Origin of the sequence: Natronorubrum marinum, assembly GCF_052040125.1 — an archaeon.
GTDB lineage: Archaea > Halobacteriota > Halobacteria > Halobacteriales > Natrialbaceae > Natronorubrum.
Window position 1 is genome coordinate 1,122,501 of the sequence record NZ_JBPPFV010000001.1, and the last position, 12,060, is coordinate 1,134,560.

At 64.5% G+C, this 12,060-nt stretch carries 12 protein-coding genes; 8 read left to right on the forward strand and 4 right to left on the reverse strand.

Features of this window, described 5'->3' with window-relative positions; translation table 11 throughout:
- Positions 1–34 precede the first annotated feature (34 nt).
- Together ACSFC5_RS05640 and ACSFC5_RS05645 are read left to right on the forward strand one after the other, a co-directional pair.
- Entirely contained in the window at positions 35–766 is a 732-nt protein-coding gene (locus ACSFC5_RS05640; protein WP_440764266.1) for a hypothetical protein, read from the forward strand.
- 250 nt (positions 767–1,016) lie between these two features.
- On the forward strand, positions 1,017–2,123 hold the full coding sequence (locus ACSFC5_RS05645) for a lipid II:glycine glycyltransferase FemX (RefSeq protein ID WP_440764267.1): 1,107 nt from the start codon (positions 1,017–1,019) through the stop codon (positions 2,121–2,123).
- 341 nt (positions 2,124–2,464) lie between these two features.
- Here ACSFC5_RS05645 and ACSFC5_RS05650 read toward each other — a convergent pair whose 3' ends face one another.
- The gene (locus ACSFC5_RS05650) at positions 2,465–3,235 is read right to left on the reverse strand and encodes an SDR family NAD(P)-dependent oxidoreductase (RefSeq protein ID WP_440764268.1); all 771 of its coding nucleotides are present in this window, start codon (positions 3,233–3,235) and stop codon (positions 2,465–2,467) included.
- A gap of 114 nt (positions 3,236–3,349) precedes the next feature.
- On the opposite strand from ACSFC5_RS05650, the gene ACSFC5_RS05655 reads away from it, so the two are divergent.
- The 3 genes from ACSFC5_RS05655 (at position 3,350) to ACSFC5_RS05665 (ending at position 5,715) form a co-directional block, all read left to right on the forward strand.
- Entirely contained in the window at positions 3,350–4,363 is a 1,014-nt protein-coding gene (locus tag ACSFC5_RS05655; RefSeq protein WP_440764269.1) for an alcohol dehydrogenase catalytic domain-containing protein, read from the forward strand.
- Positions 4,364–4,640: 277 nt separating this feature from the next.
- Positions 4,641–5,408 (forward strand): NAD-dependent epimerase/dehydratase family protein, encoded by a 768-nt coding sequence (locus ACSFC5_RS05660; protein ID WP_440764270.1) that lies wholly within the window; start codon positions 4,641–4,643, stop codon positions 5,406–5,408.
- Between the two features lie 91 nt (positions 5,409–5,499).
- Positions 5,500–5,715 (forward strand): DUF7535 family protein, encoded by a 216-nt coding sequence (locus ACSFC5_RS05665; RefSeq protein WP_440764271.1) that lies wholly within the window; start codon positions 5,500–5,502, stop codon positions 5,713–5,715.
- A gap of 16 nt (positions 5,716–5,731) precedes the next feature.
- Here the strand turns inward: ACSFC5_RS05665 and ACSFC5_RS05670 are convergent, their stop codons facing one another.
- Together ACSFC5_RS05670 and ACSFC5_RS05675 are read right to left on the reverse strand one after the other, a co-directional pair.
- Complete coding sequence (locus ACSFC5_RS05670; protein WP_440764272.1) at positions 5,732–6,739, reverse strand: glutathione S-transferase family protein; 1,008 nt, start codon at positions 6,737–6,739, stop codon at positions 5,732–5,734.
- A 76-nt stretch (positions 6,740–6,815) separates the two neighbouring features.
- The gene (locus ACSFC5_RS05675) at positions 6,816–7,883 is read right to left on the reverse strand and encodes a calcium/sodium antiporter (RefSeq protein ID WP_440764273.1); all 1,068 of its coding nucleotides are present in this window, start codon (positions 7,881–7,883) and stop codon (positions 6,816–6,818) included.
- A 197-nt stretch (positions 7,884–8,080) separates the two neighbouring features.
- On the opposite strand from ACSFC5_RS05675, the gene ACSFC5_RS05680 reads away from it, so the two are divergent.
- The 3 genes from ACSFC5_RS05680 to ACSFC5_RS05690 all read left to right on the forward strand — a co-directional run bounded on the left by ACSFC5_RS05680 (position 8,081) and on the right by ACSFC5_RS05690 (position 11,099).
- Positions 8,081–9,652 carry a Na+/H+ antiporter NhaC family protein gene (locus ACSFC5_RS05680; RefSeq protein WP_440764274.1) on the forward strand — a complete coding sequence of 524 codons (1,572 nt, stop codon included), beginning with the start codon at positions 8,081–8,083 and terminating at the stop codon, positions 9,650–9,652.
- Positions 9,649–9,924: a DUF7513 family protein gene (locus ACSFC5_RS05685; RefSeq protein ID WP_440764275.1), complete on the forward strand. Its 276-nt coding sequence runs from the start codon at positions 9,649–9,651 to the stop codon at positions 9,922–9,924. Before ACSFC5_RS05680 ends, ACSFC5_RS05685 begins: the two co-directional genes overlap by 4 nt.
- Positions 9,925–10,010: 86 nt before the next feature.
- Complete coding sequence (locus ACSFC5_RS05690; RefSeq protein WP_440764276.1) at positions 10,011–11,099, forward strand: DNA methyltransferase; 1,089 nt, start codon at positions 10,011–10,013, stop codon at positions 11,097–11,099.
- A gap of 289 nt (positions 11,100–11,388) precedes the next feature.
- Here the strand turns inward: ACSFC5_RS05690 and ACSFC5_RS05695 are convergent, their stop codons facing one another.
- Complete coding sequence (locus ACSFC5_RS05695; protein WP_440764277.1) at positions 11,389–12,051, reverse strand: potassium channel family protein; 663 nt, start codon at positions 12,049–12,051, stop codon at positions 11,389–11,391.
- Between the last annotated feature and the right edge of the window lie 9 nt (positions 12,052–12,060).

Sequence of the window (12,060 nt, forward strand, 5' to 3'; positions counted from 1 at the left end):
TAGCTTTTCTACTGGCATCGTGGCGAGACCAGTCATGGACGCACACAGTCCGCGGCGACGAACCGTTCTTAAAGCCGGTGCGATAGCGACGCTACTCTCGGCTGGCGGGAGTTCCGCGACCGGCGCACAGGGGACGACTGTCGACGACGAGCGGGCCGCCGAGATGCTCCGGGAGTTCTACGACGGCTACCTCGAGGGGATCAGCCAGGCGGTCGCCACCGACGTTCAGATGGAGGCGTCGATGATCGAAGACGGCCGCGACGAACCGTGGCCGCTCGCGGTCTGGGACGACGTCGAAGACGCGCGTAGCGAGGGGATCACGCTGGGTGCCAGCGAGGGCGGCTCGCAGCCGTTTTGGGACGAGTATCAGTCGTTCGACCGCGACTACGACGGCGGAAACGGTGGGGGCGATCCCGACGACGGTGGGGACAGTGGCGATGATACCGACGACGCCGGTAACGGCGAGGTTCGGATTGAACTGCTCGAGACCAACGATCCCGTTCTCGCGGGCGAGACGCTCGCGGTGACGGCCGAACTCGAGACCGATGCCGACTCGGCGACTGCCGCCGAGGTCGAACTCGTCGTCGGCCACGATCCGACGGTGGTCGATACCGTCTCGAGAACGATCGACGGGACGGAGACGGTGACGCTCGAGTTCGAGACCGCAACGGTCGCGAACGGTCAGACGTTCCCCGTTCGGGTCCAGGGATCGGACGATTTGGCGGAGACGTCAGTCCACGTGCTCGGAACCGACGAGAGTGTGTGAGGTGACGGGACCCGGAGACGGATAGGGACTCGGGGGCGGATAGGGACTCCGGGCGGGATTGTCGAGTTGGCCGGCCGTACGGAACTGCTACGTGTCGCTACAGGGAGCCGTTGCGGACTGCTATAGTCGCCTCTTTCGCATCGACGTCGCCGGTTGGTCAGGTCGCAGTGGGGTGGCGAGTCCCAAATCCGAACGTATCACTGTACATGAAGATAACTTAACCCGATCCATCGGGTGCTATGGGTCACGAATGGCCCAGACGACTGAAACTACTACTCTTTCAGAAAGACCATCAGAGACCGACACGAGTACGTCGATCAGAACGCTGAACGAATCGTCGTCCGGGCTCGAGATCCGCGTTCTCGAGACGATTCGAGCCAAGTCGGCCGGCCAGTGGAACGACGTCGTCGAGCGGGCGACGTGCGGCAGCGTCTTCCATCGATACGAATGGTTGGAAGCCATCGAGACCGGACTCGGATACACGCCGCGGCATCTCGTCGTCGAGAAAGACGGCAACCTGATCGGTCTGCTGCCGAACTTCGTCGTCGATATCGAAAAGACACCGTTCAAACGGCTCTCGTCGGTCTATCCGGGATTCGGTGGCCCGCTTGTCACGACCGACGTAGACGAGACGCTGTCGTTGCTCACCGATGCCGTTCCGGATCTCTGTACCGGCCGGACGGTCGTCCACCAGATCCGCGCGCTCGATACGAAGTATCTCAGGTACAACAACCGCCTGCAATCGACGGGGTACGAGCCCTATCGACGGGAGTGTCGATTCCTGCTCGATCTGACGCGAGGGTACGACGACATCTGGAACGAGATGAGCAGGACGAGACGGCGAGGGATCGAACACGGACGGGACGCCGACTACGAAATCGTCGAGGAGGAACTCACCAGGTCGAACCTCGAGCGATTTCACCGCGTCTACAGCCGGGTGATGGACCGCGTCGACGGCGACGTCTATCCGCGTTCCTTCTTCGAACAACTACTGTCGATGCGAGATCGACTGCTCCTGTTGACGATCCGGATCGACGGCGAGTACGCCGGCGGATTTCTGGAACTCCTCGACGAGGATCGGTCCTCGATCCACGGCTTTTTCGCCGCGGTTCCACAGGCGTACTTCGACGACCACGCGTCGGAACTGCTCTACGACCACGTGATTCGATGGGGGATCGAAAACGGTTACGAGACGTACGACTTCGGGAGCACGAACTCGAGTTTCGAGGACGGCGTCTTCAGATTCAAGGAAGGGTTCGGCGGCCGGCTGATTCCCATCCTCGTCTGGGAGCGCGGCTGCAATCCGCTCTGGAGAGTCCTCAAAACGGGCCGGTCGCTGTACTGGCCCCATCGGTGAACCGCTTCGGCCCGCCCGGCCCGTAGACCGTCTTTTTCTTTCGATTCGTCGACGGGCGACGCTACTCACGATCTCCGAAAAGGTCCGGGTGCGAGAATTGAACTACGCGTCTCAGTCGAAACTGACTGAAGGATGGACACTACCCTAACCCGGACGCGAGTGCATTCGAATCGATGACGGGTTCGTAAAAAGGCCTTCTGTCGGATTGCCTCGCGTGAGAACGCGGCGGGTTATACTGTCGGACAGAACTACGTGAAGATCGGTCGCTCTACTGCGGCCGTCTCCGACGGCGACGGCCGCGAATTCGCGACCGACTTCGTATTGACTTCTGTCCGACAGTATTAGTACCAGGCGCCGCCGGAAGAGACGTTGATATCCTGCCCCGTCACGTGGCGAGCGTCCGGGCTCGCGAGCTGGACGGCCAGCGCGGCGACCTCCTTGGGCGGAACCAGCTCGCGGATCGCGAGATTGTCGAGCACGTCGCCTTTGGCCTCCTCGAACTCGATCCCTCGTTCGTCGGCCTGCTTCTGGAAGACGTTCCGGATACGCTCGCCCTCGACCGGGCCGGGACAGATCGCGTTCGCTGTGACGTCGTCTTCGGCGAACTCGAAGGCCAGTGCGCGCGTCAGCCCGATGACGCCCATCTTCGAGGCCGCGTAGGGCGTCCGATTGGGGTAGGGCCGCTTGCCGCCGATCGAGGAGAGGGTGACGATGCTACCGTGATCGGATTCGCGGAGGTGCGGCGAGGCTTCCCGAACCGCTCGAGCGATGCCGACGACGTTCACGTCGAGCGTTTCGAGCCACTCCTCGTCGGTCGTCCGCTCGACGGGGGCGGTCGGCCCGGCGATGCCGGCGTTGTTCACCAGACAGTCCAGCCCGCCGAACTCGTCGACGGTAGCGTCGACGGCGTCGGCGACTGAGTCGGCGTCGGTTACGTCGGTTTCGACCGCCAGCGTTCGCTCGGGTGCGTCAATCAGTTCTTCCGTCTCGTAGATCCCGTCGCTACGGGCCGCGAGCGCGACGTTCGCGCCCGCGTCGGCGAACGCGACGGCGATTTCGCGGCCCAGTCCCTGACTCGCACCGGTGACGAACGCTGTGGTATTCTCCAGCATACTCGAGTCGTCGAGCAAGATCCCCTAAAGCGTTCCTGCCGGTGAACCGCCACGTCGCTACCGACGGTTCCGCGTCCCCCACGGTCTTTACGCTCGAGGCCGACTCCAGAACCGATGCGAGCCGCAGCCTTCACCGATCTGACCGGTCCGGACGGCGTGAGCGTAATCGACCAGGCGGAGCCCGAGCCCGGCCCGGACGAGGCCGTCGTCGACGTCGAAGCGAGCGCGATCAACCGCCACGACCTGTGGATTCTCGAGGGCGACTCGGCGATGGTCGACGCGGACGACCTCCCGTTCGTCACGGGGCTGGACGTCGCCGGCGTCGTCGAGGACGTGGGCGACGGCGTCGGGAACGTCGAACCGGGCGACAGGGTCGTGCTCTGTCCGAACGAGACCTGCGGCGCCTGTCGGTTCTGCAGCGAGGGTCCCGAAAACACGTGCGAGCGCTTCTCGCTGTACCACGGCGGGCTGGCGGAGCGGGCTCGAGTGCAGGCCGATCGACTCATCGTCTTGCCGGACGAGGTCGACGCCACCACGGCCGCCGCGCTGCCCACGGCGTACATGACCGCCTACCACATGCTCCGACGGGCCGACGTTGGCCCGGGTGATCTGGTCTTCGTTCCCGGCGCGACTGGCGGAGTGGGCGTCGCGACCGTCCAACTCGCCGACATCCTCGGCGCGCGAACGATCGGAACCTCGTCGTCGGCGACGAAACTCGAGCGCGTCCAGGAACTCGGGCTCGACTACGCCATCCAGGCGACCGACGTGGACGAGATCCAGGGGGAAGTCGCCGATATCGGCGATCCCGACGCGGTCATCAACCATCTCGGCGGCGAGTACACGAAACTCGGACAGGACGTGCTGCGCCGCGGCGGGACGATGGTCGTCTGCGGCCGCACGGCCGGTAACGAGTCGGCGATCGACGTCGCGAACCTCTTCCTCGGGCACAAGCGCGTCGTCGGCTCGACGATGGGGACCCAGGACGATCTGCGACGGCTCGTCGAGTTGACCGCTTCAGGAGAGCTGTCGCCGGAAATCGATCGGACGTTCCCGCTCGAGGAGACCGCCGACGCCTTCGCGACGATGCAAGACCGCGAGAGCATCGGTAAGCTCGTGGTCGAACCGTAGTTCAGCAGCTTTCATCCAGGCAAGTTTCGGCCGCCCGGCCATCCACCGCCGGGTGGGATGAAAGGGGCTTTCGGCGTCGGCGAACCCGGACGACGAAAGCACCGCAGTCGAACGGAGTGAGACGAGGAGCGCAGCGAGTCCCGGGAGCCGAGGTCGAAAGGGGCTTTCAGGGTGTTCGCGTCCGCGCTCACAGAAACCGCGTCAATTCACACGCTAGCTAGTCCTAGCCGGAACGCGCTGGCCGGAGCTATTTCCGCCGGCCCGATGTCCGACGCCCATGACCGATATCGCCATCACCGGCGCGTCAGGACGGGTTGGACGGGAGGCTATCGAGGCGCTTTCCGACGAGAATCTTACCCTCTTTTCACACAGCGAAAGCGAGGAACTGGACACCACGCCGATAGACGTCGCCGACCGCGAGACGTTCGTCGACGTCCTCGAGGGCCAGGACGTCCTGATCCATCTCGCGGCCAATCCGGACCCGCGGGCGGAGTGGGACGAACTTTCGGGACCGAACGTCGACGGGGCGTACAACGCGTTCGAAGCCGCGGCGGAGAACGACGTAGAGCGGGTCGTCTTCGCGAGTTCGAACCACGCGGTGAACATGAAAAACACCGTCTCACCGATCCGGCCGGAGTCGACGGTCGGCAAGCCCGAAATCGTCCGGCCCGACGACGAGATGGATCCGGACACCTACTACGGCGTGACGAAGGTCTTCGGGGAAGCGATGGGTCACTACTACGCCAAGCGCCACGGGATGGACGTGGTCAACCTCCGAATCGGCTGGCTGCTTTCGGAAGACGAACTCGAGCAGGAGGTCGCCGACCGAGACGGGGCGGGCGAGCGGTTTGCTCGGGCGATGTGGCTCAGTGACGGAGACTGCCGGCGGGTGATCGAGGCGGCCGCGACGACGAGCCTCGAGTCGAACCCGACGACCGCTCACGGCATCTCGGACAACTCCGAGCGGTTCCTCTCGCTGTCGGAGACGATGCTCGAGTTGGGCTATCGCCCGCAGGACGACTCGGCGGACGTGTTGGGAGACTGATGGAACGGGAGGCCCAAGTCGAGTGGGCCGTTCGACGTCCGCCGATTCGCGGACCGTAAGACCGATTAGCGACTGGTCCGTACCGAGACATATGACACGGGTACGCGATTCGACGGGCTACGGACCGAACACCCAGATGTCCCTGTTCGGGTACATCATGGCAGCGATTCTCGTGATGATCGCGCTACCGCTATTGCCGGTACTCATCCCCGCGTACATCATCTGGCGGGTGTTCTACGCCGACGAACCCGAGCACAGTTTCGAGTCGTGGCGAAAGGAACGGGGTCGACCGCCGAGCAGTTCGTAAGCGGTCAGTATGGGTCTCAGTCGTCCGCGCTCGCGCCAGCTAACGCCGACGGCGGGCCGCCCGGCAGTTCGTCTCGGTCGTGTGGGGCCTCGAACGCGAGGTCCGGGCCTCGAGCGACGATCCGGTTCGGATTCACGTCGGGATGGGTCGTGTAGTAGTGTTCTTTGATGTGGTCCATGTTTACCGTCCCTGCGATGCCTGGCGTCTGATAGAGGTCGCGCAGGTACGGCCAGAGGTTTTCGTACTCGCGGACGTACTGGACGTTGCACATGAAGTGCGTGTGGTAGACGTTGTCGAACCGGACGAGCGTCGTGAACATGGCGACGTCGGCCTCCGTCAGCCGATCTCCGGCGAGGTATCGCTGGTCCGCCAGCACGTCGTCCCAGCGCTCGAGCGCGGCGAACAGGTCGTCGACCGCGTCGTCGTACGGCCCCTGCTTTTTGGCGAAGCCGGCCCGGTAGACGCCGTTGTTGATCGGGTCGTAGATCTCCTCGATGATTCGGTCGACGTCGTCCTGCAAGCCCTCCGGGTAGAGATCGACGTCTCGAGTCGCAACCTCCCCGAACTCGGTGTCGAGCATCCGCATGATCTCCTTCGACTCGTTGTTGACGATCGTGTCCTCCTCTGTGTCCCAGAGAACGGGAACAGACACGCGTCCGGTGACGCCCGAGTCAGCCTCGACGTAGAGCTCTCGGAGGTAGTCGGCGTCGAGGACGGGGTCTCGCGTACAGCTTTCCTTTTCGGGCGTGAACTGCCAGCCGTCCTCGTCGCGGTAGGGGTCGACGACCGAGACGGAGATCGCGTCCTCGAGCCCCTTCAGCGCCCGGACCACGAGGGTTCGGTGCGCCCACGGGCAGGCGGAGGAGACGTAGAGGTGGTACCGGTCCGCTTCGGGCTGGAACCGGGCGTCCGGATCGTCGCGGATCCGGTCGCGAAACGTCGTCTCCTGGCGTTCGAACGAGCCGTCGTCGTCGGTGTACTCTCCAGCGTCCGTCCGCCACTCGCCGTCGACGAGCATGTTCATACCCGTGGTACGGCTCGAAGGTACAAAGCGTCTCGCTGACATCTGTGTTACCACCGTGAAACGCCACTGCCGGCGGTCAGCTCACGGCAGTCGCGACCCAGTAGCCCAAGCCGATGGCGACGAGGATCGCGCCCTCGAGTCGCGTTACGCGCCTGCCGGTCGCGAGGAGGCCCGTCGCGATGGCGGTCAGGGCGACCAGCCAGACGACGCCGGGGAAGACGGCGGGGTCGACGGTCATCGGACGCACGACCGCCGCGAGGCCGAGCACGCCGAGGCAGTTGAACACGTTCGAGCCGATGATGTTGCCCGCCGCGATGGCGACCCCGCCCCGTCGCGCCGCGACGACCGACGTGACGAGTTCCGGCAGCGAGGTCCCGGCGGCGACGACCGTCACGCCGACGAGCCACGGCGAGATCCCGACCGAGAGTGCGATGGTCGTCGCCGAGGTAACCAGGACGCGACCGCCGGCGATGACGAGTGCGAGGCCGACGAGCAGGCGAACGCTCTCGCGACCGAGCCGTACGGGATCGTCGGCTGTTGCGGTCTCGTCGGTGACGAGGCCGTTCTCGTCCGCCGTCCCGCCGATCGCTTCGATCTCGGGACTCTCGATCGTCTCGATTTCCTCAATCTTCTCGATCGCCGCCCCGCCGTCTGAACTATCGGGCTCCCCGCTCGAGTCCGTCCCCGACGACCGCCGGATCGCCATCCAGAGCGCTCCGAGATAGCCGAGCAAGAGGACGAGCAGCAGCGTCCCCTCGAGTCGCGACACGGACTGGTCCGCCAGTATAAAGGCGGCGACGACTGTCGTACCGGCCATCACGAGCGCGTCGCGACGGAGCAGCGTCGTCGTGACCCGGAACGGGGCGAGCACGGCGACGAGCCCGAGAATCACGCCAAGGTTGAACACGTTCGAACCGACGACGTTGCCGACCGCGACGTCGCCCTGACCCTCGAGTGCGGCGGTCGTCGAGACGGCGATCTCCGGCGCGGAGGTGCCGAAGGCGACGACGGTGAGACCGACGACGAGCGACGAGATCCCGACCGACTCGGCGAGCCTCGAGGCGGCCGCGACGAGCCACGTGGCCCCGAGCCAGAGGGCAGCCGTACCGACGACCAACAGCGCGACGCTCTCGAGGACTCCCATCAGTTCCTCTCTCTCCCGGAACCGACAAAAGCACCGGGCCGACTCGAAGCGACTCGCCGAGTTATGGGACGTCCAAAGAGGCGCTCTCCAGCGGACGGTCGGCGAACTGTCGCCGAGACGTGTCGGCCGGAAGTAACCCACTCATTTCTTGGTAAGACTTTTCAGCGAGAGTTTGATTATACATCTCGTGAGTTCAAATGAGTGGTGTCAGTGATGATTCGACTGATGGCGATCCGACGGACGCATTCGTCCAGGGAACCGACGACGACGAACCACGAATAGCGTTTTACGGCGGCCGCGGAATGAGCGCGCTCCCGATCGCGTTCTTTATCGTTTGGGCCGTCGCACAGACGGCGCTCTGGCGGATCTCGGATACCGGCGGATTGATCGTCGGGATCCTGATCGGCCTCATTGTCGGAATGTTCTTCGTCCGCGGGAACTGGAAATCCTACGCGAACACCATCTTCGAGGGGATGACCCAACCCGTCGCGGTGACGGCGATCGTCGCCTGGATCTGGGCGGGGATGTTCGCCGAGGTGTTACAGGACGGCGGTTTCGTCGACGGACTGGTCTGGTTCGCCGACGTCGCGGGGATCGGCGCGACGCTCTTCCCGGCGGTCACGTTCGTCCTCGCGGCGCTGTTCACGACGGGAATCGGAACGGGGTACGGCGCGGCTATCGCGTTCGTCACGCTGTTCTTCCCGGCGGGCATCCTGCTCGGCGCGAACCCGGTCTTGCTGTTCGGCGCGATTTTGTCGGGTGCGATCTTCGGCGACAACCTCGCGCCGGTCAGCGACACGACGATCGTCAGCGCCGTCACGCAGGATTCCGACATCGGCGGCGTCGTCGCCTCGCGGTTCAAGTACGCGATCATCGCCGCGCTCATCGCGTTCGTCGGCTACGTCGTCGCCGGACAGTTCATGGGCGGGCTCGAGATCGCCGGCGACGCCCAGGAGATTCTGGTCGCCCAGAGCGAACCCATCGGCTTGATCCACCTCGTCTCGATGGGGATCGTCATCGGCGCCGCAGTCGCCGGCCGGCACATCGTCGAAGCGATCTCGTGGGGGATCGTCTCCGCGATCGCGTTCAGCCTCGTGCTGGGGCTGATGAGCGTCGGCGACATCGTCACCTTCAACGCGCCACAGGACGCGCCGGTGGCCGAACCGCTCGAGTTCCTCCCGTTTCTCACCATCGTCGACAACCCTGACGCGGTCGGCGTCGGCGGGAGCTTGATCAACGGTGCCGCGGGCTTCTTCGAACTCGCGATTCTCGTCCTGTTGATCATCGCGGCGGCCCAGATCATGATTCGGGGCGGCGCGTTCCAGGCGATACTGGACTGGTCGATCGAGAACCTCGCGACGAACGTTCGCAACGCCGAACTCACGATGGTCGGCTCCGCGGCGCTGATCAACGCCGTCATCACGATCAACACGGCCGCCGAGGTCGCGATCGGGCCCTACATCTCGAAGATCGGCGAACGGTTCAACCTGAACGGCTACCGTCGGGCGAACATTCTGGACGGGCAGACCGCCGCGCTCGGCTACATCTTCCCGTGGTCCGGCGGCGTCCTCGCCGGCTACACGGCGATGCAAGACTTACCCGCGGCCTACGACTGGTTCGACACGGACATGCTCGTCACGCCGATCGACGTCGTCCCGTTCGTCTTCCAGGGCTGGCTGCTGGTCGCAGTGTTCGTCGTCGCGGCCATCACCGGCTTCGGCCGCGAGTACGTTACCGACCGCGAAACTGAGGAGGTGGCACGCATATGAGCTTCTTCAATACGTATTTCAAAGGATGGACGTTCCGGAGTACCAGGCCGTCGTTCGACGTGGGCGACGAGATCAGCGTGTTCGTCTCCGAGACGAACGGCACCGACGCGGGACTGGCCTACGTCGGTGATACCCAACTGATCGTCGAGGGTGCCGGTCCGGAGACCGTCGAGAAACGCGTCCGACTACGGGTGACCGAGTTCGACGAGGCGGAGTCGACCGGTCGCGGCGAGTTCCTCGAGGTCGTCGGCGAGAGTTCCTACACGCAGTAGTCTCCGTCCGCAGTTCCGGTCACGTTTTTTCGGTCGCTCGAGCGAGAGACACACGTTTAAGCGACCCGAGTGAGCATGCGAGGTATATGGCAGACGACGGGGATCGGCACCGACAGAGTCGCCTGTTTACGGACGACGACGGTGAGTTCGACGCTGCACGCGCTCGAGAGGAGTCGCTCCCGGTCGAGGACGGCGAACTGATCGATACCGACGAACTCGCCGATCACCAGCGCTACGTCGAGGGGCGGGGGATCTACGACGAGCGAAATCGGATCAACGACCTCACGGGCAAGGAGTGGAAGTACGCGACGAAATCGGTGATCGCGGAGCGCTACCCGCCGGACGTCCAACACGACCTGCGGAGCGAACACGGCGGCCAGAAGCCGCCCCGACTCTGTGCCGACCTGATCGAGCGGTTCAGCAAGGCCGGCGATACCGTCCTCGACCCGTTCGCCGGCGTCGGCGGCACCCTGCTGGGCGCGAGTTTCTGCGAGCACGAGGGGACGGGGCTTCGGGAGGCGATCGGCTTCGAGCGCACCGAACGCTGGATCGAGATCTACGAGACGGTCCTCGAGCGCGAGAACGAAGCGCGACGGAGCCGCGGGGAACCGCCGCTTTCCGAACAGGACGTGCGCCACGGCGACTGTGCGGACCTGATCGAGGAGATTCCGGACGACTCGGTCGACCTGCTCCTAACCGACGTTCCCTACTGGAACATGGACGAACTCGAGCAGACCCGAAACGAGCGCGCGACCCGCGAGAGCAAACTCGGCGCGTTCGACGCGGACGAAGATGCTGAAGATTCTGAAGGCGTTGAAATCGCTGGAGACGCCGAAAGAACCGACAGAGCCGACGACGAAGCGGGCGGCGAATCGGACACGCAGTCCAAAGCCGAGTGGCTGGCCGACATGGCCGAGAAGTTCGACCGCTTTGCCGACGCGGTCGCCCCCGACGGCCACCTCGTCGTCTTTATCGGCGATATGTACCGCGAGCAGTCCTACGAGTTCCTCTCGGCGGATCTCGCGCGAGCGATCGAGGCGACGGCACCCGTGACGCTCGCGGCGACTCTGATCTGGTACGATCCGACGAAGGATCTCCACGTCTACGGCTATCCGTTCTCGTTCGTCCCGTCGATGGTCCACCAGAACGTCCTCGTCTTCCGACCTGATAGCTGACATACCCGCGGGCTGACCCGTGTCATTCGGGCGTCTGACGCGGTTTTATTGGCTCTCGAGACAATCGGTTTAACTGGCGCGCACTGGCGGAAATCGCTCCCCATCCCACTCCAACCCACCCCATCCGCGCGCCAGCATTCCTCCCCTCTCGCTTTTGTGCGGACGACCGATCACGACAGAGACGGTCGTCTCCGCGACGCAGGGTGTCATACGGTTTACTGTAAGTCATCTCCGGCCCGACCGCGAGCCGTCCTGCGGTCGGGCCGGTAAACCGTTATAGCAATCCGTATCAGGCGCTCGCCGGTAACAGCGCCGACCGAACGTCGTCCGCCCGATCGGTTTCGGTGATGATCGCGACCTCGTCGCCGCTCGCGAGTTCCGTTCCGGGTAACGGAATGGTCAGCGACTCGCGCTCGCGGCCGTGCGCGTAGATCCGTGCTCCCGCAGGTAACTCGAGTTCGCTGATCCGTTTCCCGACGGCTGGCGAGCCGTCCGTAATCTCGAGGACGGTCAGTTGCAGGTTCGTCGCGAGATCCGCGACGACGTTGAAGTCGCCGCCGAGCATGGCCGTCTTGGCTCCCGCCGCGCCGAGTCGCTCGGGGTAGATGATCTCGTCGACGTCCGCGGCGTACCTCTCGTAGATGTCCTCGCGGTAGTCCTCGTCGATCCGCAAGACGGTGCGACAGCCGTGGTGTTCGCCCACCATACAGGCCGCGAAGTTGACGTTGAGATCCGGCGAGAACGCACCGATTGCGTCGGCCGTATCGATCCCGGCGTCGACCAGGACGTCCTCGTCGGCGCCGTCGCCGTGAACCGTCTCGAACCCGTCGTTCTCCGCGCGCTCGACGCGGTCGGGATCGTTGTCGACGACGATGGCTTCGTGACCTTCGTCGCTCAGAATGCGCGCCGTTCGCGATCCGACCCGTCCGTAACCCACGATGACGAATCTCATGGTACAGTA